Origin of the sequence: Geodermatophilus sp. Leaf369, assembly GCF_001424455.1 — a bacterium.
GTDB lineage: Bacteria > Actinomycetota > Actinomycetes > Mycobacteriales > Geodermatophilaceae > Klenkia.
Map to the genome: position 1 here is coordinate 56,864 of NZ_LMQA01000005.1, position 22,237 is coordinate 79,100.

The 22,237-nt window shown below is 73.8% G+C and carries 21 protein-coding genes; 17 read left to right on the plus strand and 4 right to left on the minus strand.

The annotated features are described in order from the left end of the window. Nucleotides 1-6: 6 nt before the first annotated feature. Nucleotides 7-897 (minus strand): RecB family exonuclease, encoded by an 891-nt coding sequence (locus ASG36_RS19315; protein WP_055768075.1) that lies wholly within the window; start codon nucleotides 895-897, stop codon nucleotides 7-9. A gap of 66 nt (nucleotides 898-963) precedes the next feature. On the opposite strand from ASG36_RS19315, the gene ASG36_RS19320 reads away from it, so the two are divergent. The 9 genes from ASG36_RS19320 to pafA all read left to right on the plus strand — a co-directional run bounded on the left by ASG36_RS19320 (nucleotide 964) and on the right by pafA (nucleotide 10,523). After that, the gene (locus tag ASG36_RS19320; protein WP_304437806.1) at nucleotides 964-1,953 is read left to right on the plus strand and encodes a tRNA (adenine-N1)-methyltransferase; all 990 of its coding nucleotides are present in this window, start codon (nucleotides 964-966) and stop codon (nucleotides 1,951-1,953) included. A 143-nt stretch (nucleotides 1,954-2,096) separates the two neighbouring features. Then, nucleotides 2,097-3,878: a proteasome ATPase gene (arc, locus tag ASG36_RS19325; protein ID WP_055768079.1), complete on the plus strand. Its 1,782-nt coding sequence runs from the start codon at nucleotides 2,097-2,099 to the stop codon at nucleotides 3,876-3,878. A 73-nt stretch (nucleotides 3,879-3,951) separates the two neighbouring features. Beyond that, nucleotides 3,952-4,800 (plus strand): septum formation family protein, encoded by an 849-nt coding sequence (locus tag ASG36_RS19330; RefSeq protein ID WP_055768081.1) that lies wholly within the window; start codon nucleotides 3,952-3,954, stop codon nucleotides 4,798-4,800. A 44-nt stretch (nucleotides 4,801-4,844) separates the two neighbouring features. Next, nucleotides 4,845-6,350, plus strand: coding sequence for a depupylase/deamidase Dop (gene dop, locus ASG36_RS19335; RefSeq protein ID WP_055768659.1), 1,506 nt, complete (start codon nucleotides 4,845-4,847; stop codon nucleotides 6,348-6,350). 96 nt (nucleotides 6,351-6,446) lie between these two features. Further along, complete coding sequence (locus tag ASG36_RS19340; protein WP_055768084.1) at nucleotides 6,447-6,656, plus strand: ubiquitin-like protein Pup; 210 nt, start codon at nucleotides 6,447-6,449, stop codon at nucleotides 6,654-6,656. A 20-nt stretch (nucleotides 6,657-6,676) separates the two neighbouring features. Further along, nucleotides 6,677-7,393 carry an endonuclease domain-containing protein gene (locus ASG36_RS19345; RefSeq protein WP_157498981.1) on the plus strand — a complete coding sequence of 239 codons (717 nt, stop codon included), beginning with the start codon at nucleotides 6,677-6,679 and terminating at the stop codon, nucleotides 7,391-7,393. After that, nucleotides 7,390-8,238: a proteasome subunit beta gene (prcB, locus tag ASG36_RS19350; RefSeq protein WP_082523332.1), complete on the plus strand. Its 849-nt coding sequence runs from the start codon at nucleotides 7,390-7,392 to the stop codon at nucleotides 8,236-8,238. Before ASG36_RS19345 ends, prcB begins: the two co-directional genes overlap by 4 nt. A 9-nt stretch (nucleotides 8,239-8,247) precedes the next feature. Continuing rightward, nucleotides 8,248-9,114 (plus strand): proteasome subunit alpha, encoded by an 867-nt coding sequence (gene prcA / locus ASG36_RS19355; protein WP_235495344.1) that lies wholly within the window; start codon nucleotides 8,248-8,250, stop codon nucleotides 9,112-9,114. A 50-nt stretch (nucleotides 9,115-9,164) separates the two neighbouring features. Beyond that, nucleotides 9,165-10,523, plus strand: a complete 1,359-nt coding sequence (gene pafA / locus ASG36_RS19360) for a Pup--protein ligase (protein ID WP_055768096.1) — start codon at nucleotides 9,165-9,167, stop codon at nucleotides 10,521-10,523. Between the two features lie 9 nt (nucleotides 10,524-10,532). On the opposite strand, the gene ASG36_RS19365 is transcribed toward pafA, so the two are convergent. Beyond that, nucleotides 10,533-11,411, minus strand: a complete 879-nt coding sequence (locus ASG36_RS19365) for an aminoglycoside phosphotransferase family protein (RefSeq protein ID WP_055768101.1) — start codon at nucleotides 11,409-11,411, stop codon at nucleotides 10,533-10,535. Next, nucleotides 11,411-12,511, minus strand: coding sequence for a DUF3866 family protein (locus ASG36_RS19370; RefSeq protein ID WP_235495298.1), 1,101 nt, complete (start codon nucleotides 12,509-12,511; stop codon nucleotides 11,411-11,413). The genes ASG36_RS19365 and ASG36_RS19370 overlap by 1 nt, the downstream gene beginning before the upstream one ends. Nucleotides 12,512-12,547: 36 nt before the next feature. Between ASG36_RS19370 and ASG36_RS19375 the strand changes: the two genes are divergently transcribed. From ASG36_RS19375 to ASG36_RS19410, 8 genes are all read left to right on the plus strand, one after another. Then, a complete protein-coding gene (locus ASG36_RS19375; protein ID WP_055768104.1) occupies nucleotides 12,548-13,525 on the plus strand; it encodes a YafY family protein in 978 nt (325 codons plus the stop codon). After that, on the plus strand, nucleotides 13,522-14,496 hold the full coding sequence (locus ASG36_RS19380; RefSeq protein ID WP_200944584.1) for a YafY family protein: 975 nt from the start codon (nucleotides 13,522-13,524) through the stop codon (nucleotides 14,494-14,496). Before ASG36_RS19375 ends, ASG36_RS19380 begins: the two co-directional genes overlap by 4 nt. A 9-nt stretch (nucleotides 14,497-14,505) precedes the next feature. Beyond that, the gene (locus tag ASG36_RS19385; protein WP_235495300.1) at nucleotides 14,506-14,733 is read left to right on the plus strand and encodes a hypothetical protein; all 228 of its coding nucleotides are present in this window, start codon (nucleotides 14,506-14,508) and stop codon (nucleotides 14,731-14,733) included. A gap of 102 nt (nucleotides 14,734-14,835) precedes the next feature. Then, nucleotides 14,836-15,165: a Sec-independent protein translocase subunit TatA gene (gene tatA, locus ASG36_RS19390; protein WP_055768107.1), complete on the plus strand. Its 330-nt coding sequence runs from the start codon at nucleotides 14,836-14,838 to the stop codon at nucleotides 15,163-15,165. Nucleotides 15,166-15,184: 19 nt separating this feature from the next. Then, on the plus strand, nucleotides 15,185-16,093 hold the full coding sequence (gene tatC, locus ASG36_RS19395; protein ID WP_235495302.1) for a twin-arginine translocase subunit TatC: 909 nt from the start codon (nucleotides 15,185-15,187) through the stop codon (nucleotides 16,091-16,093). A 10-nt stretch (nucleotides 16,094-16,103) separates the two neighbouring features. Further along, nucleotides 16,104-17,015 carry a diacylglycerol kinase family protein gene (locus ASG36_RS19400; protein ID WP_055768113.1) on the plus strand — a complete coding sequence of 304 codons (912 nt, stop codon included), beginning with the start codon at nucleotides 16,104-16,106 and terminating at the stop codon, nucleotides 17,013-17,015. 40 nt (nucleotides 17,016-17,055) lie between these two features. Further along, a complete protein-coding gene (locus ASG36_RS19405; RefSeq protein WP_055768115.1) occupies nucleotides 17,056-19,899 on the plus strand; it encodes an RNA helicase in 2,844 nt (947 codons plus the stop codon). A 130-nt stretch (nucleotides 19,900-20,029) separates the two neighbouring features. Further along, nucleotides 20,030-21,265, plus strand: coding sequence for a DUF4333 domain-containing protein (locus ASG36_RS19410; RefSeq protein ID WP_055768117.1), 1,236 nt, complete (start codon nucleotides 20,030-20,032; stop codon nucleotides 21,263-21,265). Between the two features lie 33 nt (nucleotides 21,266-21,298). On the opposite strand, the gene ASG36_RS19415 is transcribed toward ASG36_RS19410, so the two are convergent. Continuing rightward, the gene (locus ASG36_RS19415) at nucleotides 21,299-22,216 is read right to left on the minus strand and encodes a 5'-3' exonuclease H3TH domain-containing protein (RefSeq protein ID WP_055768120.1); all 918 of its coding nucleotides are present in this window, start codon (nucleotides 22,214-22,216) and stop codon (nucleotides 21,299-21,301) included. Nucleotides 22,217-22,237: the final 21 nt, after the last annotated feature.

Sequence of the window (22,237 nt, forward strand, 5' to 3'; positions counted from 1 at the left end):
GCCCCGTCAGCCGACGAGGACGGGCAGCGTCGTCCGCCACCCCGCCGCGGCCGCGGCCTCGGCGGGGAACGGGGGCGGGGTGCCCCCGAAGGACGGACAGAACTCCTGGTGGTCGCACCACCCGCAGAGCCGGTTCTTGTTCGGCCGGAAGTCCCCGGTCTGCACCGCCGTCGCGATGGCCGCCCAGATCGCCTGCAGGGTCCGCTCGAAGCGGAGCAGCTCGGCCTCGTCGGGGGCGTACGTGAGGACCGAGCCGTCCTTCAGGTAGATCAGCTTGAGCTGGGCGGCGACGACCCCGCGGGTGCGCCACAACACCAGTGCGTAGAACTTCATCTGGAACAGCGCGGTGGACTCGAAGGCCTCCCGGGGCACCGCCCCGGTCTTGTAGTCGACCACCCGCAGCGCGCCGTTGCGGGCGACGTCGAGGCGGTCGACGAACCCGCGCAGCAGCAGTCCGTCGGGCAGCGTGACCTCGACCAGCTCCTCCCGGGCGGCGGGCTGCAGCCGGGTGGGGTCCTCCAGCCGGAAGTAGGTCTCGACGAGCGTGCCGGCCGAGGCCAGCCACGCCTCGAGGTCGGCGGTGTCGGCCGCCTCGGCGAACAGCTCGGCGACGCCGGGCTCCTGGCGCAGTTCCGCCCACGCGGGGTCGATCAGCTCCTGCGCCGCGGCGACGGTGCGCTCGGTGGCCGGCAGGTCGTACAGCTTCTCCAGAACGGTGTGCACCAGCGTGCCGCGCACGGCGGCCCGGGACTTCTTCTCGGGCAACCGGTCGATGGTGCGGAAGCGGTAGAGCAGTGGGCACTTCTTGAAGTCCGCCGCCCGGGACGGCGACAGCGAGGGCCGCCGGGGGGCCGAGGGACCCGGGTCGAGCGGCACCGCCGGCTCCGTCGTCGTCATGACCCGACCGTAGGCGGGGGGTGTGACAGAACCGCGCACCCGCGCCGCTCCGTAGGCTCGGCGCCCGTGGAACCCCAGCAGGACGCCCCCGTGAGCCCCGAGCCCGATGCCGCCACCCCCGACGTCCCCGAGGACCCGACCCCGGCCGACGTCCCCGCCGGTGAGCCCGAGCCCGAGCTGGACGGGGACACCGCCGGAGAGCCCGTGCTGCCCGCGGAGCCCCGGGAGCCCGTGGAGGGCGCCTTCGTGGAGGGCGACCGGGTGCAGCTGACCGACCCCAAGGGCCGGATGCACACCGTCGTCCTCGTGCCGGGCAAGCAGTTCCACACCCACCGCGGCGCGATCGAGCACGACGACCTCATCGGCTCGCCCGAGGGCTGCGTCGTCCACTCCACGGCGAACACCGGCTACCTGGCCTTCCGCCCGCTGCTGGCGGACTTCGTGCTGTCGATGCCCCGGGGCGCGCAGGTCATCTACCCCAAGGACGCCGCCCAGATCGTCGGGTTCGGCGACATCGGCCCCGGCATGAAGGTGCTCGAGGCCGGCGCCGGCTCCGGGGCCCTGTCCTGCTCGCTGCTGCGGGCCGTCGGCACCACCGGCACGCTGACCAGCTACGAGCGCCGGGAGGACTTCGCCGACGTGGCCCGCGGCAACGTGGAGGCCTTCCTGGGCGAGGTGCCGGAGAACTGGTCGCTGCGGCTGGGGGACCTGGACCAGCACCCGGCGGAGGAGACCGTCGACCGGGTGGTGCTGGACATGCTCGAGCCCTGGGCCGTGCTGCCCACGGTCGCCGCGGCGCTGCGGCCGGGAGGCGTCCTCGTCGGCTACGTGGCCACGGTGACCCAGCTGTCCACCTACGTCGAGGCGCTGCGCGCGCAGGGCTCCTGGACCGAGCCGAACGCCTGGGAGACGCTGCTGCGCCCGTGGCACGCCGTGGGTCTCGCCGTCCGTCCCGAGCACCGGATGGTGGCCCACACGGCGTTCCTGGTCACCACCCGCCGGCTGGCCGAGGGTGCGGTCGCCCCGATGCGGGCGCGCAAGGCCCGCCGCATCTGAGACGGGCCCCCGGACCCGCTGGGGCCGGTGGGGCCCGGCGTCGTCCAGACGTCACGGACGGGAGCCGCGGAGCGCGGCGGACTGTCGTACGCCGTGGATACAGTGGCTGCTCCGGCTCCCCCTGATGTCTGTGGAGGTGCGTGATGGGCTCTCTCGGCCCTGACGAGTTCCGAGCGCGGCGTGAACGTGACGCCGCCTCCCTGGTCGCCCAGATCTCCTACCTCGAGGAGGAGATCGGCCTGCTCCGCCGCAAGGTGTCCGAGAGCCCGCGGCAGCAGCGCGTGCTCGAGGAGCGGCTGGCCGAGGCGGAGGGCCGCACGGCCTTCCTCTCCGAGCGCAACGACAAGCTGGCCGAGACCCTCCGGGGTGCCCGCGACCAGCTGGTGCAGCTCAAGGAGGAGATCGACCGCCTCGGGCAGCCCCCGTCGGGGTACGGGGTGTTCCTCGGCCGCTTCGAGGACGGCAGCGTCGACGTGTTCACCGGTGGTCGCAAGCTGCGTGTCTCGGTGTCCCCGGCGGTCGACACCGAGGGCCTGCAGTACGGCCAGGAGCTGATGCTCAACGAGGCGATGAACGTCGTCGAGGCCCGGGGCTTCGAGCGCTCCGGGGACGTCGTGACGCTCAAGGAGCTGCTCGAGCCGATCGAGGGCCAGCCCCGTCGCGCGCTGGTCGTCGGCAACACCGACGAGGAGCGGGTGGTCCAGCTCGCCGACTCCCTGACCGGGCAGAAGCTGCGCAGCGGCGACTCGCTGCTGATGGAGTCCCGGTCGGGCTTCGTCTACGAGCGGATCCCCAAGAGCGAGGTCGAGGAGCTCATCCTCGAGGAGGTCCCCGACATCGACTACGGCGACATCGGCGGCCTGTCCCGGCAGATCGAGCAGATCCGGGACGCCGTGGAGATGCCGTTCCTGCACAAGGACCTGTTCAAGACCTACGAGCTGCGCCCGCCCAAGGGGATCCTGCTGTACGGGCCCCCCGGGTGCGGGAAGACGCTGATCGCCAAGGCGGTCGCCAACTCCCTGGCCAAGCAGATCGCCGTCGCACACGGGGCCGAGGAGGCCACCCGCGCGCGGTCCTACTTCCTCAACATCAAGGGCCCCGAGCTGCTGAACAAGTACGTCGGGGAGACCGAGCGGCACATCCGGCTGGTCTTCCAGCGGGCCCGGGAGAAGGCCAGCGAGGGCGCCCCGGTCATCGTCTTCTTCGACGAGATGGACTCCATCTTCCGCACCCGTGGCACCGGCGTGAGCTCCGACGTCGAGTCCACGATCGTCCCGCAGCTGCTCAGCGAGATCGACGGCGTCGAGGGCCTGGAGAACGTCATCGTCATCGGCGCCTCCAACCGCGAGGACATGATCGACCCGGCCATCCTGCGGCCCGGCCGGCTCGACGTGAAGATCAAGATCGAGCGCCCCGACGCCGAGGCTGCCCGGGACATCTTCGGCAAGTACCTGACCACCACGCTGCCGATCCACGCCGGTGACCTGGCCGAGCACGGGGGCAGCCGCGAGGCGACCATCGACGGGATGATCCAGGCCACCGTCGAGCGGATGTACACCGAGACCGAGGAGAACCGCTTCCTCGAGGTGACGTACGCCAACGGGGACAAGGAGGTCCTGTACTTCAAGGACTTCAACTCCGGGGCGATGCTGCAGAACATCGTCGACCGGGCCAAGAAGATGGCCATCAAGGACCACCTGGAGACCGGCGTGCACGGGCTGCGGGTCGGGCACCTGATGGCGGCCTGCGTCGACGAGTTCAAGGAGAACGAGGACCTCCCGAACACGACCAACCCCGACGACTGGGCGCGGATCTCGGGCAAGAAGGGCGAGCGGATCGTCTACATCCGCACGCTGATCAGCGGCAAGGGCAACGAGAGCGGCCGGGCCATCGACACCGCGACGAACACCGGGCAGTACCTGTAGCAGCACCGCTCGTCCGGGCCCCCGCCACCGTGTGGTGCCGGGGGCCCGGGCGTGCATGGGCCACGATGGGCCGGTGACGCGACTCAGGACGGGGACCCTGCTGGCCGGTCTGGTGCTGGTGCTGGCCGGCTGCACCAGCACCGTCGAGGGGACGGCGAGCCCCGGTGCGGCCGCGGTGGTGACCCCCGGTGACGACCCGTTGTTCGAGGCCCCGGCCATCGGCACCTGCCACGACCTCGAGGTCGCCTACCTGCCGCTCGAGCCGCCGGCGGTCGTCGACTGCGACGAGGACCACACGTCCGAGACGGCGGTCGTGGTCGACACCGGGCTGCCGCTGGACGCCGCGTACCCGACGGTGGACGACCTGGACGACGACTACCTGGGTGCCGCCTACGACGACGTCTGCAGGTACGACACCCCCCAGGAGTACCTGGGTGACGAGAGCCTGTACCAGCTGTACGCCTCCTACGCCCAGGTGCTGCCCACCCAGGAGCAGTGGGCGGCCGGGGCCCGGTGGGTGGCCTGCGACGTCTACTACGGCTACTCCTCCCCGGAGGTGGCCCCGGGCCGGATGGCCGGTGCGTTGGCCGGCCCGGACCGGGACGCCTACCTGTACTGCCTGTCCGGCGATGTCGTCAGCCAGGAGACGGTGCCCTGCACCGAGCCGCACTTCGCCGAGCCAAGCGGGGGCACCGCCGACGTCGCCGAGGGGTCCCCGTACCCGACCGACCCGGCCGCCCGGGCGGTGTACGCCCAGTCCTGCCAGTCCAGCGCGGTGCAGTACCTCGGCGGCCCGGTGCCCGCGGGTGTGCTGGTCGACATCACCACCGACGACCAGGAGGGCTGGGAGGGCTACCCCTACGCCGAGTGCATCCTCGTGCCGGCCGACGGGAGCGAGACCACGGGCAGCCTGCTGCCCTGACGCAGGCCCCGGAGGGTCGGCGTCGCCCGCCTACTGTGACCGGCATGAGCGTGCGGCGGGTCATGGGGACCGAACTGGAGTACGGCATCTCGATCCCGGGGCAGCCCGGGGCGAACCCGACCACCCTGTCCAGCCAGGTCGTGAACGCCTGGGCCCCGGCCGAGGCGCCCTCGCGCCGTCGTCCGCGCTGGGACTTCGAGGAGGAGTCCCCGCTGCGTGACGCCCGCGGCTTCGACCGGGCACCCGCACGGGCGCTGGACCACGCCGACCCCGACGAGGACCCGGGCATGGCCAACGTCGTGCTCACCAACGGCGCCCGGCTCTACGTCGACCACGCCCATCCCGAGTACTCCACGCCCGAGGTCACCAGCCCGCGCGACGTCGTGCTGTGGGACAAGGCGGGGGAGCGGGTGATGGTCGAGGCCTCGATCCGGGCCGCCCGGGTGCCCGGCAGCACGCCCATCCAGCTGTACAAGAACAACACCGACGGCAAGGGCCAGTCCTACGGGGCGCACGAGAACTACCTGATGGACCGCCGGACGCCGTTCCTGGACATCGTCCGCGGACTGATCCCGTTCTTCGTCACCCGGCAGGTCTTCGCGGGCGCCGGCCGGGTCGGGATCGGCGTCGAGGGCCGCACCCAGGGCTTCCAGCTCTCCCAGCGGGCGGACTTCTTCGAGGTCGAGGTCGGCCTGGAGACGACGCTGAAGCGTCCGATCATCAACACCCGGGACGAGCCGCACGCCAACCCCGAGGAGCACCGCCGGCTGCACGTGATCATCGGCGACGCCAACCTCGCCGAGCTGTCCACCTACCTCAAGGTCGGGACGACGGCGTTGGTGCTGGCCATGATCGAGGCCCGCACGCTCACCCAGGACCTCACCATCGAGGAGTCGGTGGAGGAGCTGCAGGCGGTCAGCCACGACCCGACGCTGACCCACCGGGTCCAGCTGCGCGACGGCCGACGGCTCACCGCGCTGGAGGTCCAGCAGGAGTACCTGGCGATGGCCCGCGCGCACGTCGCTGCGACCGGGGACGACGACCCGCAGACCCACGACGTGCTGGCCAGGTGGGCCGAGGTGCTCGAGGACCTCGCGATCGACCCCATGCGCTGCGCCGACCGGTTGGACTGGCCGGCCAAGCTGCGCCTGCTCGAGGGCTACCGCAAGCGCGACGGGCTCTCCTGGGGCGACGCCCGGCTGGCCCTGGTCGACCTGCAGTACTCCGACATCCGCCCCGACAAGGGCCTGTACCAGCGCCTGGTGGCGCGCGGGTCGATGCAGACGCTGGTCACCGAGGACGAGGTGACCGCGGCCATGGGCACCCCGCCCGCCGACACCCGGGCGTTCTTCCGCGGGGAGTGCCTGCGGCGCTACCCCGCCCAGGTGGCCGCCGCGTCGTGGGACTCGGTGGTCTTCGACCTGGGCCGGGAGAACCTCGTGCGGGTGCCCACCATGGAGCCGCTGCGCGGCACCCGGGAGCACGTGGGTGCCCTCTTCGACTCGGTGGGCAGCGCCCAGGAGCTGGTCGACACCCTCACCGGCGGCTGAGTCCCCACAGCTGCCACCGGACTGTCACTCCCCGCGGGTAGCTTGCGGGCAGGCACCACACCGGTGCCGCACAGCACTGGAGATCGGGAGGGCCCCATGGCCACCAGGGACACCGGCGGGCAGCAGAAGGCGACGCGGTCGCGCGAGGAGACCGGGGAGGTCGAGGCCGCGGTCGAGACCGACGTGGCCGAGCGGCACGAGAAGGTCACCGAGGACGTGGACTCCATCCTCGACGAGATCGACGGGGTGCTGGAGCAGAACGCGGAAGAGTTCGTGAAGTCGTACGTACAGAAGGGCGGGGAGTGACCGCTCCGTCACGTTGAGTGATGGACTCCAAGACGTGCCCCGCCTGCTCGGAGGACCTGCCGGCGTCGGCGTTCGGGAGCAACAAGGCGCGACCCGACGGTTTGTCCTTCTACTGCCTCGCGTGCAACCGTCGACGCAACCGCAGGTGGTACCGGGACAGCAGGGCAGCCCGAGGTCGAGAGGTGAGAGACACCTCCTGGGTCCCTGAGGGCCATCGGTGGTGTCCCACGTGTCGGCACGCCGTCCCGGTCGAGGAGTTCAGCGTCAACGCGCGCACGGCATCAGGGTTCGGGTCCGAGTGCCGACCGTGCCGGCGAGAGACGAGCAAGGAGGCCTACTTCCGGCAGAAGTACGGCATCAGCCGCGCGACGGTTGCCGAGCTCCGCACGCAACAGGGCGACGCCTGCGCGGTCTGTGGGGACCTGGGTGCCGCTCACCTGGACCACGACCACAGCACCGGACGCATCAGGGCGCTGCTCTGTGGGCGCTGCAACATGGGCCTGGGTCTCTTCCTCGACGACCCGGTGAGGCTCCGGCTCGCCGCCGACTACGTGGAGCGGCACCGCGGGGAGCCCGCGGCAGCCGTCGACCCACCGACCGGCTGCACGACGACACCCGCACTAGGGTCGGACAGACGCGAGCGACGGGGGTCCCGCCCCGGTCGGCGCAGCACGGACAGGCACGACCAGGGCGAGCAGTCGGACCGTCGTCGGACGGCAGGAGAGGCGGACGCGTGAGCGACCAGAGCACCGGACGGAGCGGGTTCACCCCCGCCTACCTGGACCGGGTGGGCTCGTCCTTCACCGACTTCCTCGGCTCCACCGCCCCCGAGCTGCTGCCCGGCCGCCGGCCGGTGCCGGCGGTCCCCATGGGCGACCTCGCGCCGCACGGCACCACGATCGTCGCCGCGACCTTCGACGGCGGGGTGCTGATGGGCGGTGACCGCCGCGCCACCATGGGCAACCTGATCTCCTCCCGCGACATCGAGAAGGTCTACGCCGCCGACTCCTGGTCGGTCATCGGCATCGCCGGGGCCGCCGGCATCGCGATCGAGATGGTCCGGCTGTACCAGGTCGAGCTGGAGCACTACGAGAAGATCGAGGGGATGACGATGTCCCTCGACGGCAAGGCGAACCGGCTGGCCGCGATGATCCGCGGCAACCTCGGCGCCGCGCTGCAGGGCCTGGCCGTCGTCCCGCTCTTCGCCGGTTACGACCTCGACGCAGCCGAGGGCGTCAGCCCCGGACGCATCTTCAGCTACGACGTCACCGGCGGGAACTACGAGGAGCGCGGCTACGCCTCCGTCGGCTCAGGCTCGCTGTTCGCCCGCGGCTCGCTGAAGAAGACCTGGCGCCCGGGCCTGTCCGCCGACGCCGCCACCCGCACCCTGGTCGAGGCGCTCTACGACGCCGCCGACGACGACTCCGCCACCGGCGGGCCCGACGCGGTGCGCCGGCTCTACCCGATCCTCTACCGGATCGACGCGGAGGGCGCCGTCCGGCTGCCCGACGCCGAGGTCGCCGCGATCAGCGCCGCGATCACCGCCGACCGGTCCGCCGGCGCCGAGAGCCGGGAGGTCTGAGCCGTGTCCATGCCGTACTACGCCTCCGCCGAGCAGGTCATGCGCGACCGCTCGGAGTACGCCCGCAAGGGCATCTCCCGCGGCCGCAGCGTCGCCGTCCTCACCTACGCCGACGGCATCCTCTTCATCGCCGAGAACCCCAGCTCCACGCTGCACAAGATCGGTGAGATCTACGACCGGATCGGCTTCGCCGCCGTCGGCCGGTACTCCGAGTTCGAGAGCCTGCGGGTCGCCGGGGTCCGGCTGGCCGACGTGCGCGGCTACTCCTACAACCGGCGCGACGTCACCGGCCGGGTGGTGGCCAACGCCTACGCCCAGACCCTCGGCTCGATCTTCACCGAGCAGATGAAGCCCTTCGAGGTCGAGCTCTGCGTCGCCGACGTGGGCCAGACCCCCGAGACCGACCAGCTCTACCGGCTCACCTTCGACGGGTCGGTGTTCGACGAGCCCGACTTCGTGGTCATGGGCGGGCAGGCCGACGTGGTCACCGGCCACCTGCGCGAGTCCTTCCGGGCCGGCATGGGCCTGGCCGACGCCCTGGCAGCCGGCGTGAAGGCCCTCTCCGCGGTCAGCGCCTCCACCCAGGCCAACGGCGGGGGCCACGAGCAGCTGCCCGCCGAGCAGCTCGAGGTGGCGGTGCTCGACCGCCGCCGCCCGAAGCGGTCGTTCCGGCGCATCACGGGCGCGGCGCTGCGTGGGCTGCTGGCCGCCGACCAGACCGCCGACGACGCGGTCACCGGCGAGAGCCCCGCCGAGGCTGCAGCCGACACCACCGAGCACGCCGCGAGCCAGCCGGCCCCGGGCACGCCGCCCGGGCTCGGTGACCCGGCCGCCCCGGACACCGCCGGTGGCGCCCAGGCAGACGGTCCCGCCTGATGCGACTCGTGGTCCGCCCCGTCGTCGGTACACCGGCCTAGGCTCGCGTCGTGGACCGCAGGATCTTCGGGATCGAGACCGAGTACGGCGTCACGTGCACCTTCCAGGGCCAGCGTCGGCTGTCCCCCGACGAGGTCGCCCGCTACCTGTTCCGGCGGGTGGTGTCCTGGGGGCGCAGCTCCAACGTCTTCCTGCGCAATGGCTCCCGGCTCTACCTCGACGTCGGCAGCCACCCCGAGTACGCCACCGCCGAGTGCGACGACCTCACCGAGCTCGTCGTCCACGACAAGGCGGGGGAGCGCATCCTCGAGGGCCTGCTCGTCGACGCCGAGCAGCGGCTGGCCGACGAGGGCGTCACCGGCGACATCTACCTGTTCAAGAACAACACCGACTCCGCCGGCAACAGCTACGGCTGTCACGAGAACTTCCTGGTCGGCCGGCAGGGTGAGTTCTCCCGGCTGGCCGACGTGCTCATCCCGTTCCTGGTGAGCCGGCAGATCGTGGTCGGCGCCGGCAAGGTGCTGCAGACCCCCCGCGGGGCGGTCTACTGCGTCAGCCAGCGCGCCGAGCACATCTGGGAGGGCGTCTCCAGCGCCACCACCCGCTCCCGGCCGATCATCAACACCCGCGACGAGCCGCACGCCGACGCCGAGCGCTACCGCCGACTGCACGTGATCGTCGGCGACTCGAACATGAGCGAGACCACGACGCTGCTCAAGGTCGCGATCACCGACCTGGTGCTCCGGATGATCGAGGACGGCGTCCCGATCCGGGACATGGCCCTGGAGAACCCGATCCGGGCCATCCGGGAGATCAGCCACGACCTGACGGGTCGGCGCACCGTCCGGCTGGCCAACGGGCGTGAGATGTCGGCGCTGGAGATCCAGACCGAGTACCACGACCGGGCCGCCGAGTACGTGGACCGTGAGGGCCTGGGCCCGGTGCACCGTCAGATGCTCGAGCTCTGGGGCCGGGCGCTCAAGGCCGTGGACACCGGTGACCACTCGCTGATCGACCGCGAGGTCGACTGGGCGGTCAAGAAGCGGCTCATCGAGCGGTACCAGGCCAAGCACGACCTGTCGCTCTCGGCGCCGCGGATCGCCCAGCTCGACCTGGCCTACCACGACATCCGTCGCGGCCGGGGCCTCTACTACCTGCTCGAGCGGGCCGGCATGGTCGACCGGGTCACCCACGACCCACGGGTCTTCGAGGCCAAGACGGTGCCGCCGCAGACCACCCGGGCGAAGCTGCGCGGGGAGTTCATCCGGCAGGCCCAGGAGAAGCGACGCGACTTCACCGTCGACTGGGTGCACCTCAAGCTCAACGACCAGGCGCAGCGCACCGTGCTGTGCAAGGACCCGTTCAAGGCCGTCGACGAGCGGGTCGAGAAGCTCATCGCCAGCATGTGAGCGGCCCGGTCACAACCGGTCGAGCGCGGACTCCAGGAAGGCGTCCCGCCGGTCGGTGAGCACCGTGGCGTCCAGGTCCGGGCGGCCCTGACCGGCGATCGCGCCGACGAACCAGTCCATCCCGGGCGGGGTGGCCAGCGCGGCCACCACGTCCCACCGCGCCACCTCGGTGGCCGTGCGGCCGGCGGCCTCCTCCCACCCGGCGAGGACCACGTCCGCGGCGTCCGGACCGTGGCACAGGACCGCGTCCAGGCGCAGGGAGCCCAGGTCGAGCCCGGCCGGCCCGACCCCCGAGCAGTCCCAGTCCAGCAGCCCGGTCAGCTCGCCGTCCTCGCTCCAGAGCGTGTTGCCGTGCCACAGGTCCCCGTGCACGAAGCCCACCGGCCCGGTGGGCCGACCGAGCCGCTCCACCGCGTCGGCACCGGCGAGCAGCAGGGGGCGCGGGAAGGCGGCGTGCAGGGCGCCGAAGTCCACCCCGCTGACCGGCCGGTCCACGGTGGGCAGCCGCTCGGGCGCGGACACGGCGGACACCCGAGCGCCCGCCGCGCCCAGGGCAGCGAGGTGGGCGGCGTCGGGCTGCTCGGCGATCCGGCTCGACCCGGGGAGCGCGACGCTCAGCAGCAGCGCCGGCGTCCGGTCCAGGGCGGTGTCCAGCAGCGTCGCCACCGGCAGACCCCCCTCGGCGGCAGCGCGCCGCCCGGCGACCTCGGCCCGCATCACCTCGACGTCGCCCCCGACCCGCAGCACCAGGTCCGGGCCCTCCGAGAGCGTCACCCGCCACGGGGAGCTGCGGTCCCGCAGCCCGGCGACGTCCACCACGGTGGCACCCGGTGCGGCGGTCGCGACCACCCAGGCCAGCTGCGCGGACGACGGCAGGCCACCGACCATCAGGACGGGCCGGCGAGATCGGCGGCGTACCGGCCGGCGGCGGCCTGCGCCAGGAAGTAGGCACGTTCGGCGTCCAGTCCGCGGCCCATCGTGGACAGCCGCACCGGGGAGGCCGCCAGGGCGTCGTCCAGACCCTCGGTGGGGACCCAGACGACCGGGTTGCGCTCGGGCTGCCCGGCGAGGTCCTCGCCGACCTGGGTGCCGAGCTCCGAGGACAGCCCACGGGGCGCGACCAGGGTGACGCCACCGAGGGCGACCCGGCCGAAGGCGGTCAGGGAGTGGTGGGAGACGCCGCGGTGCCGCGGCCGGGGGTCGGCGTCGGAGATCCTCAGCGCCCCGACGGCCCGCCCGCCGAGCACGTGCACGGCGTTGCAGGCCTCGCCGGCCGCGACCCCGGAGAAGCCCCACGGGGTGCCGGTGCCCAGGTTGCCCGGACCCTGCGCGACGACCGTGACGTCGGCGTGCAGCACGTGCCGGGCGGCGAGCAGCCCGGTGTGCACGGTGACCGCCTCGAGGTCACCGCCGAACGCCTGGCCCACGGTGACCACACCGGCCAGCCGGTCCGACAGCGCGTCCAGGGTGCGGGAGAACGCGGCCGGGAGGGCGCCGCCGTCGGTCATCACGTACGCCACCCGCAGGTCGGGGGCGGTGGCGTGCACCCCGGCGAGGACGGCGGGCAGGGCGGAGTGCAGGTCGGCCACCACGACGGGCATGCCCCCCACGTCCTCGGCGTCGGCGATGACCCGGTGGTGCGGGGTCTCCTGCTCGTCCACGCCCTGCACGGTGACCTGCAGGCCGGTGTACCGGGCCTTGACCAGGTGCCCGGGGCCGGTGGGGTCGGCCGGCAGCCGGTCGGGGAACGCGACGACGAGGGCGTACCCGCCGGTGCCCAGCCGCTGGGCCCAGGCCGTGGTGTTGAGCAGCACCGCGTCGCCCACCTCGGGGGTGCCCACGAGGGAGGGGTGCGCGAGGGCCCGCAGGTCGCCGTCCCCGGGCACGGTCACCTCGAGCTCGAGGGAGTCGCGCCAGGTGCGGCCCAGGGCGGTCACCGTCCCGCGCCGCCAGCGGATCCGGGAGCCTGCTGCGTCGGTGGTGGCCACCGGGCCAGGCTAGGGGAGACCACTAGCGTGGGGGGCGTGTCGGCGAAGCGAGCGGAACGACTGGTGAACCTGGTCTTCGCGCTCCTGGGCACCCGGCAGTACGTCTCGGCCGAACGGATCCGTACGACCGTGCCCGGCTACGAGGCCGCCGACGGCACCGAACGGGCCGACGAGGCGTTCAAGCGGATGTTCGAGCGGGACAAGGCCGACCTGCGCGAGCTCGGGGTGCCCCTGGAGACCGGACGCACGAGCGCCTTCGACGTCGACGAGGGCTACCGGATCGCCCGGGCCGACTACGAGCTGCCCGAGATCACCCTCACCGGCGAGGAGGCCGCCGCCGTGGGCCTGGCGCTGCGGCTGTGGCAGTCCGCCCAGCTCGGCGGCGCCGCCCAGGGGGCACTGGTCAAGCTGCGCGCTGCCGGGGTGGACGTCGACGCCGGCCGCGGGCTGCCCCTGCAGCCCCGGCTGGACGCCGGTGAGCCCTCGTTCGACGCCTGCTACGCCGCCGCGCGCGACCGCCGGGTGCTCACCTTCACCTACACCCGCCCCGACGAGGACGCCGGTGCCAAGCGCCGGGTGCAGCCGTGGGGCGTCGTCGCGTGGCACGGCCGCTGGTACCTGGTCGGCCACGACCTCGACCGCGCCGCACCCCGGGTGTTCCGGCTCTCCCGGGTGACCGGCAACCCCCGGGCCAGCGGACCGCCGGATGCCTTCACCCCGCCGGCCGACCTCGACCTGGCCGCCGTGGTCGCCCGCCAGGTGGGCCGCACCGAGCACGTCGTGCGGCTGACCGCCCGCCCGGGCACCGCCGTCGGCCTGCGCCGCCGGGCCACCGACCTGGGTCCCGACGACGTCGGCGACGACCGCCTCGAGCTGCTGACGACGGAGCTGTGGGCCCTGGCCGACGAGATCGCCGCACACGGCCCGGACGTGCTGGTCGCGTCCCCGGCCGAGCTGCGCAGCGCGGTGGTCGAGCGGCTGACCCGGCTGGCCGCGATGGGCGGTGCGGCGTGAGCGCCCCGACCGCGGACCGGATGACCCGGCTGCTGGCCCTGGTGCCCTACCTGGAGGCCCGACCCGGTGGCGTCACCCTGGCCGCCGCCGCCCGGGACTTCGCGGTCACCGAGGTCCAGCTGCGCAAGGACCTCGAGCTCCTCTGGGTCTGCGGGCTGCCCGGGCACGGGCCCGGCGACCTCATCGACCTGGCCTTCGAGGGCGACCGGGTGCGGGTCACCGACACCGCCGGGCTGGCCCGGCCGCTGCGGCTGGCCACCGACGAGGCGGTCGCGCTGATCGTCGCGCTGCGCACCCTGCTCGAGCTGCCCGGCCTGGCCGAGACCGAGGCGGTCAGCCGCGCCCTGGTCAAGGTCTCGGCCGCCGCGGGGGAGCCCGCCGACCTGGCCGGGTCGGTGGCGGTGAGCATCGACGCCCGCGAGCAGGTGCTGGCCGTCGTCCGGCAGGCCCTGCAGTCCCACCGCGCCGTCCACCTGCACTACTACGTGCCCAGCCGCGACGAGCGCACCGAGCGCACCGTGGACCCGATGCGGCTGCTGTTGGTCGACGGCCACTGGTACCTGGAGGCCTGGTGCCGCCGCGCCGAGGGCGTCCGGCTGTTCCGGCTGGACCGGGTGGACGACGTCGCGGTGCTCGCCGAGCCCTCGCTGCCCCCGGAGCAGGCCGAGGAGCGCGACCTCGACGACGGGCTCTACCAAGCCGACCCGGAGCAGCCGCTGGTCCGGCTCCGGCTGGCCCGCACGGCCCGCTGGGTCGCCGACTACTACCCGGTCGAGGACGTCGTCGCGGTGGACGACCCGCCCGGCGGGCTGCTCGTCGGCGTCCGGACGGCCGACCCGGCCTGGGCCCGGCGGCTGGTCGCCTCCCTGGGCGGTGCGGCCACGGTCGAGGAACCGCGGGAGCTCGCCGACGAGATCGCCGCCGACGCCCGCGCCGCGCTGGCGCGGTACGCCGACCACCCCGGCGGCTAGGGTCGACCCGTGCTGGTGCTGATCGTGTGGGTCGTCGTCGCCGTCCTGGCCGTCCTGGCCCTGGGCGTGCTCGCCTACGGTCTGCTGGGCGCCCGCAACCGGCTGACCCGGGAGCTGGCGGCCCTGGAGCGCGACGTCGCCCCGGTGGCGGCCCGGCTCCAGGCCTCGCTCGCCGCGGCCGCGCAGGCCCGTGAACGGGCCGGCCAGGACCGGGACGAGCGCGAGAACGCCCGCTGACCACCGGGTGGCACCCGTCCGGGACGTCACCTCGCACCGAACTCCGGGCGACCGACGGCGCGTATCGTCGCCGTCACACCCCCCGACGACACGGAGGACCCGATGAGCTTCGGTCCGCTCGAGATCGCCCTGATCATCCTGGCCGTCCTGCTGCTGTTCGGCTACAAGAAGCTGCCCGACGCCTCGCGCTCCCTGGGGCGCTCGATGCGCATCTTCAAGGGTGAGATGAAGGGCATGAAGGACGACGACGTCCGCACCAAGGACGAGGCGACCACGGTGCGCGGCGAGATCGTGAACCCCGCCCCCGTCCCGCCCGTGACCTCCGACGTCGAGGCCGAGGCCCGCGCGGCCGAGGCGCGCGCCGCCGAGGCCCGGGCCCGTGCCGACGCCGCGCGGGCCGGCTCGTCGACCCCGGTCGACGGCACCCGCTGACCGACCCCCGCACCAGGGCGTGAGCACCACCCAGGGGGGACGGACGAAGCTCGGTCGCCGTCGTCGCCCGCCGCGTGACGAGGCCGGCACGATGACGCTGATCTCGCACCTCAAGGAGCTGCGCAACCGCATCGCGGTCGCGCTGCTGTTCATCCTGATCGCGACCGCCATCTCGTTCTGGTGGTACGAGCACGGTCTGGGCACCTTCATCCGGGCGCCCTACTGCGACCTCCCGGAGAACCTGCGCTACTCCGACTCCGAGGGCGGCTGCGGCCTGCTCGTCACCGACGTCTTCGGCGGCGCGCTGATCCGGCTGAAGATCAGCTTCATCGCCGGGATCGTGCTGTCCGCGCCCTTCTGGCTGTGGCAGGTCTGGGGCTTCCTGACCCCGGGTCTGAAGTCCAACGAGAAGCGCTACGGCGTGGGCTTCGTCGTCGCCGCCAGCGCGCTGTTCGCCCTGGGCGCCGTGCTGGCCTACATCTCCCTCGCCGCCGGTCTGCGCCTGCTGCTCGGCCTGGCCGGGGACGGCGTGGTCGTGGCGCTCACCGCGCAGGACTACATCGGCTTCGTGATCTCCCTGCTGCTCGCCTTCGGCGTCAGCTTCGAGGTACCGCTCATCGCGGTCGCGCTGAACCTCATCGGGGTGCTGTCGTACGCGGTGCTGGCCAAGTCCCGCCGCTGGATCTACTTCCTGACCATCGTGTTCGCGGCGTTCATCACGCCCACCCAGGACCCCTTCACCATGCTGCTCATGGCCCTGCCCATGTGCGTGTTGTTCGAGGTGGCCATCCAGATCGCCCGGGTGGTGGACAAGCGGCGGGCCAAGCGCGACGCCCTGGCCGGCTTCCACGACCTGGACGACGACGAGGCCTCCCCGCTGGACGCCACCCCCTCCCGGCTCGACGAGCCCACCGGCACCCGGGGCTGACCGGCCCGACGTGCGGGTCGCCCTGCTGGTCAACGCCGCCGCCGGCAGGGGCCGCGCCACCGCGGCCCACGGGCCGGTGCGGGCCGCGCTGACCGCCGCCGGGCTCGAGGTGCACGAGCTCGCCGCCACCGACCGGACGGCCGCCGAGGCGGCGGTGCGGGCGGTGGCCGGCTCGGTGGCCGCGGTCGTCGTCCTCGGTGGGGACGGCGCCGTGCACGCCGCCGTCCAGGGCCTGGCCGGCACCGGCACCGCGCTCGCCGTGCTGCCCGCCGGCACCGGCGACGACCTGGCCCTGGCCCTCGGCGTGCCGGCCGACCCGGTCGCAGCTGCCCGGGCGGCCGCCGCCGACCTGCTGGCCGGGCGGTCCGCCCGGGTGGACCTGGGCCGCACGAGCACGCCGGACGGCGACCGGTGGTGGGCCACCGTGCTGTGCTGCGGCTTCGACTCCCTGGTCAGCGACCGGGCCGACCGGCTCACCTGGCCGACGGGGCGCCGCCGCTACGACGTGGCGATCGTGGCCGAGCTCGCCCGGCTGCGCCCGCGCGCGGTGCGGCTCACCCTGGACGGGGTGGCTCACGAGCTCGAGGTCACGCTGGTCGCCGTCGGCAACACCGCCTGCTACGGCGGCGGCCTGCGCATGTGCCCGGACGCCGACCCGAGGGACGGCCTGCTCGACGTCACCGTCATCGGCCCGGTGACGAGGCGGGACCTGGTGCGCACCCGTCCCCGGTTGGCCGACGGCAGCCACGTGGCGCACCCGGCCGTCCGCACCCACCGGGCCGCCGAGGTCGTGCTCGAGCCGGCCGGACCCACGGGGGAGGGGCTCACCGCCTGGGCCGACGGGGAGCCGGTCGGCCCGCTGCCCGCGCGCACCGTCGTCGTCCCCGGCGCCCTGGTCGTGGTGGGCACCGGCCGCCGCTGAGGCCGCCGGACCGTCGTACGCACCGCTTACGGTGGAGGACATGTCGAGTCCTGCCGAGCGGTACGCCGCGGCCCGGCGCCGAGGCAAGCACCCGCTCCTGTCGGACTTCATCACCGACCTCGGCTTCACCCTGGACCCGTTCCAGGAGGAGGCCTGCGCCGCGCTGGAGGAGGGCTCGGGCGTGCTGGTCTGCGCCCCCACCGGTGCCGGCAAGACCGTGGTCGGGGAGTTCGCGGTGCACAAGGCGCTGGCCGAGGGCCGCAAGGCCTTCTACACCGCGCCGATCAAGGCGCTGTCGAACCAGAAGTACGCCGACTTCGTCGCCCGGTACGGCCCGGAGAAGGTCGGGCTGCTCACCGGGGACAACGCGGTCAACGGCGACGCACCGATCGTGGTCATGACCACCGAGGTGCTCCGCAACATGCTCTACGCCGACTCCCCGGCGCTCCACGGGCTCGGCTACGTGGTGATGGACGAGGTGCACTACCTCGCCGACCGGTTCCGCGGCGCGGTCTGGGAGGAGGTGATCATCCACCTGCCCGACGACGTCGCCCTCGTCTCGCTGTCGGCCACGGTCAGCAACGCCGAGGAGTTCGCCGACTGGCTGGTCACCGTCCGCGGCGACACCCGGGTGGTGGTCAGCGAGGTCCGGCCGATCCCGTTGTGGCAGCACATGCTCGTCGGCGGCCGGGTGTTCGACCTGTTCGCGTTGCGCCCGGACGCGCACGTCGCCGGCACCGAGTCCCCGGTGCGCGAGCTGACCGCCCGCCAGCGCGGCTCGGCCGTCGTCGACCCCGAGCTGGTCCGCTACGTGAAGGAGCAGGAGCGCCGGCTGGACTCCTGGCACGGCGGCGGACGACGGGGCCGGGACGGCTGGGACCAGCGGCCCCGCTACACCCCGCCGTCCCGGTCGGAGGTGATCTCCCGGCTGGCCACGTCCGGGCTGCTCCCGGCGATCACCTTCGTCTTCAGCCGCAAGGGCTGCGACGCCGCCGTCGAGCAGTGCCTGCGGTCGGGGCTGCGGCTCACCGACGAGGCCGAGCGGGCCGCGGTCTCCGAGGTGGTCGACCGGCACACCGGCTCGCTGCCCGAGGCCGACCTGCACGTGCTCGGCTTCTGGGAGTGGCGGGAGGGTCTGCTGGCCGGGCTCGCCGCGCACCATGCCGGGCTGGTGCCGGCGTTCAAGGAGGCCGTCGAGGAGTGCTTCGTCCGCGGCCTGGTGAAGGCCGTCTTCGCCACCGAGACCCTGGCGCTGGGCATCAACATGCCCGCGCGCACGGTGGTGCTGGAGAAGCTCACCAAGTGGAACGGCGAGGCCCACGTGGAGGTCACGCCGGGGGAGTACACCCAGCTCACCGGGCGGGCCGGACGGCGGGGCATCGACGTCGAGGGGCACGCCGCCGTGGTCTGGGCCCCCGGGGTCGACCCGGCCACCGTCGCCGGGCTGGCCAGCACCCGCACCTACCCGCTGCGCTCGTCCTTCCGGCCCAGCTACAACATGGCGGTCAACCTGGTCGGTTCGTTCGGCCGGGACCACGCCCGGGAGCTGCTGGGTGCCTCCTTCGCGCAGTTCCAGGCCGACCGGTCCGTGGTCGGGCTGGCCCGCTCGGCGGCCCGGCACGAGGAGGACGCCGTCCGGCTGGAGGCCGAGGTCTCCACCGACCGGGGCGACGTCGCGGGCTACGCCCGGATGCGCGCGGAGATCTCCAGCCGGGAGAAGGAGCTGTCCCGGGACTCCCAGGCCCGCAAGTGGCGTGATGCCGCCGAGGCGCTGCTCGCGCTGCGCCCCGGTGACGTGATCCGGGTGCCCTCGGGACGGCGGCAGGGACTGGCGGTGGTCCTGGACCCCGGCATCACCGAGCTCGCCGACCCCCGGCCGCTGGTGCTCACCGAGGAGACCTGGGCCGGTCGGCTCGGGCCGATCGACTTCCCCACCCCGGTGGCGGCGCTGGCCCGGGTGCGGGTGCCCAAGGACTTCAACCACCGCAGCCCGAGGTCCCGCAAGGAGCTCGCGGCCACCCTGCGCGACACCCGGACGGAGAACGACCTGGGCGCCCGCAAGGTCCGGAAGCGTTCGGCCGCCTCGGAGGACCCGGTGCTCACCGACCTCCGGCACGCCCTGCGCCAGCACCCGGTGCACGCCCTGCCCGACCGGGAGGAGCGGGTCCGCGGCGCCGACCGGTGGGTGCGGTCGGTGGCGGAGGCCGCCGAGCTGCGGGCCCGGATGGCCGAGCGCACCGGGTCGCTGACCCGGCAGTTCGACCGGACCTGCGACGTCCTGGAGCAGCTGGGCTACCTGCTGCCCGACGCGCCGTCCGCCGCGGACGCCGAGGACCCCGGCCAGCACCCGGCGGTCGAGGCCCCGGTGGTCACCGACGCCGGGCGCAGGTTGTCGCGGATCTGGTCCGAGGCCGACCTGCTCACCGCCGAGTGCCTGCGCGCCGGTGCCTTCCGCGGCCTGGACCCCGCCCAGCTGGCCGCCTGCGTGTCCACGCTGGTGTTCGAGGCCCGCCGGGAGTCCCCGGCGCAGCCGGCCATCCCGACCGGCCCGGTGTCGACCGCGGTGGCCGCGATGCGACGGGTGCACGTCGAGCTCCGCGCCGTGGAGAGCGACCACGGGGTGCCGGCGAGCCGGGACCTCGACCTGGGCTTCGTCTGGGCCGCCCAACGCTGGGCCGACGGGCAACCCCTCGACCGGGTGCTGTCCGGTGCCGAGCAGGCCGGCACCGAGCTGTCCGGCGGGGACTTCGTCCGCTGGGCCCGGCAGCTCGTCGACCTGCTCGACCAGCTGGCCAAGGTCGCGGAGGAGCCGGTGGCCGGGGTCGCCCGGGCTGCCGTCGGCCGGGTCCGCCGGGGCGTGGTCGCCGTGGCGGTGAGCGGGTGACCGCCTGCCCCCACCGGGCGGTTCGCACGGTGCCCGGGCCCGCCGCGTAGTAGACAGTGGACCGAGCCGTGCCCGGCCAGGAGGCCGAGCCACGGCAGACCGCCGTGCCACGTGTACCGAGGGAGCGACGATGACCAACCCGCCGCAGGGTGGCGACGAGCAGGACCGGGACGGCGCCTCCGGGCAGACCGGTGAGACGCCGTGGTGGTCGGGCGGGTCCGGGTCGTCGACCGGCTCGTCCGGTTCCTCCCCGGCGTCCGCACCCCAGGAGCCCGAGGCCACGCAGGCCCACCACCCCTCCCAGGACGACGTCCCCGAGGGCCCCGGCTCGACCCGGATGATCCCGCTGCGCCAGCCCGGCCAGGACGCCCCGGCCGCCGGCTGGGAGCAGTCCTCCGCCGCCGGCGCGTCGGGCGGGGGCTCCAGCTGGGGTCAGCAGGCCTCCGGCTGGTCCGGGCAGGGCTCGGACGCACCGGAGCGCACGGGGTCCTCGGCCGCCGGGTCCGCCGGCTGGTCCGGGCAGTCCGCGTCGGGTCAGCAGCCGGGTTCCCAGCAGCCCGGTTCCCAGCAGCAGCCGCCGTCGTTCGGCTCGACCCCCGGGCAGTACGGGCAGCAGTCGCCGTCGGGGCAGTCCTCGCCCGGACAGAGCTCGTCCGGCGCGCCGTCCTACGGGCAGCAGTCCGGACCGTACGGCCAGAACCCGTCCTACGGGCAGGGCCAGCAGGGGCAGGGCCAGTACGGCCAGCAGCCCTCCTACGGGCAGCCGTCGGGCCAGTACGGGCAGCAGCCGTCCTACGGCCAGCCCCAGGGCGGGACGTCGAGCCAGTACGGACAGGGTGGTCAGTACGGCCAGGCCGGTCCGTCGGGCCAGCCGGGTCAGGGCCAGTACGGGCAGCCCGGTCAGCCCGGTCAGCCCGGTCAGCAGGGGCAGTACGGCCAGCAGGGCCCCTACGGGCAGCAGGCCCCGTACGGGCAGGGCAACCAGTACGGCCAGTCCGGGCCCGGTCAGCAGTACGGGCAGCAGGGCTCGTGGCAGGGCGGCAACCAGGGTGCGCCGGCCAAGAAGCGCAACACCGGACTCATCGTCGGGCTGATCGCGCTGGCCGTGGTGGTCATCGCGGCGGCGATCATCCTGCCGCTCGTGCTCGGCGGCACGCGTCTGGACCCGCAGGCCGTCCAGCGCGACGTCGCCACCCAGTTCGAGGAGCGGGAGAGCGTCGCCGTCGACCTCACCTGCCCCGACGACATGGACGTGTCGGTGGGGGAGACCTACCAGTGCACCGGCACCACCGCCGACGACGAGGACGTCACGATCTCCATCGAGATCACCTCCGACGAGGGCGCCTACACCTGGCAAGAGGGCTGAGACACCCCTGACGGCGGGCCCTCGGGCCCGCCGTCAGAAGGTGAAATCGGGCCACTCCAGGGCAGCGCCCAGCCGATGGACCGACGTCTGCAGCCCGTGCTGCTCGGCCAGGGCGGTGAGCGCGTCCGGGTCGGCGGGCCGACCGGGCAGCTCGCCGGCCACCTCGGGCATGTCGATGTCCTTCACCACCTCCACCACGGCGGGCGCCACGTCGAGGTAGGCGGAGGCCTCGTGCAGCTTCTTCAGGACCGAGGCGGTCAGCGGTGCCTTCGGGACCGTGGTCCTGGCCGCCGCAGCCCGGATGCCCGCCAGGTCCCCGAACGCGGTGATGAGTGCTGCCGCGGTCTTCTCCCCGACGCCCTTGACGCCGGGCAGGCCGTCGCTGGGGTCGCCGCGCAGCACGGCGAAGTCGGCGTAGGCCTTCCCGGGCACGCCGTACTTGGCCGCCACCGCACCCTCGTCGACCAGGTCGAGGTCGCCGATCCCGCCCCGGGCGGTGTAGAGCACCCGCACCCCGCGGGCGTCGTCCACCAGCTGGAACAGGTCCCGGTCGCCGGTGACGACGTCGACGTCCCGGTCGGCGCGGGTGGCCAGCGTGCCGATCACGTCGTCGGCCTCGTAACCGGGTGCCCCGACCCGGGCGATGCCGCAGGCCGCGAGCACCTCGACGAGCACCGGCACCTGCGGGCCGAGCTCGTCGGGCACCTCCTCGCCCCCTTCCTCGGCCTGCCGGTGGGCCTTGTAGGAGGGCACCGCGTCGGTGCGGAAGGCCGGGCGCCAGTCGTCGTCCCAGCAGGCCACCAGGTGGCTGGGACGGTGGGCGACGACGAGCCGGGCGGTCATGTCCAGGAAGCCGCGGACGGCGTTGATCGGCCTGCCGTCGGGGGTCACCACGGTCATCGGGACGCCGTAGAAGGCGCGGAAGTACAGGCTCGCGGCGTCCAGCAGCATCGTCGTCACGCCGGGGACGGT

Coding starts and splice junctions, on each gene's coding strand:
- ASG36_RS19315 (WP_055768075.1), bottom strand. CDS start 897: ATGACGACGACGGAGCCGGCGGTGCCGCTCGACCCGGGTCCCTCGGCC.
- arc (WP_055768079.1), top strand. CDS start 2,097: ATGGGCTCTCTCGGCCCTGACGAGTTCCGAGCGCGGCGTGAACGTGAC.
- dop (WP_055768659.1), top strand. CDS start 4,845: ATGAGCGTGCGGCGGGTCATGGGGACCGAACTGGAGTACGGCATCTCG.
- ASG36_RS19340 (WP_055768084.1), top strand. CDS start 6,447: ATGGCCACCAGGGACACCGGCGGGCAGCAGAAGGCGACGCGGTCGCGC.
- ASG36_RS19345 (WP_157498981.1), top strand. CDS start 6,677: ATGGACTCCAAGACGTGCCCCGCCTGCTCGGAGGACCTGCCGGCGTCG.
- prcA (WP_235495344.1), top strand. CDS start 8,248: ATGCCGTACTACGCCTCCGCCGAGCAGGTCATGCGCGACCGCTCGGAG.
- ASG36_RS19365 (WP_055768101.1), bottom strand. CDS start 11,411: ATGGTCGGTGGCCTGCCGTCGTCCGCGCAGCTGGCCTGGGTGGTCGCG.
- tatA (WP_055768107.1), top strand. CDS start 14,836: ATGAGCTTCGGTCCGCTCGAGATCGCCCTGATCATCCTGGCCGTCCTG.
- ASG36_RS19405 (WP_055768115.1), top strand. CDS start 17,056: ATGTCGAGTCCTGCCGAGCGGTACGCCGCGGCCCGGCGCCGAGGCAAG.
- ASG36_RS19410 (WP_055768117.1), top strand. CDS start 20,030: ATGACCAACCCGCCGCAGGGTGGCGACGAGCAGGACCGGGACGGCGCC.
- ASG36_RS19415 (WP_055768120.1), bottom strand. CDS start 22,216: ATGCTGCTGGACGCCGCGAGCCTGTACTTCCGCGCCTTCTACGGCGTC.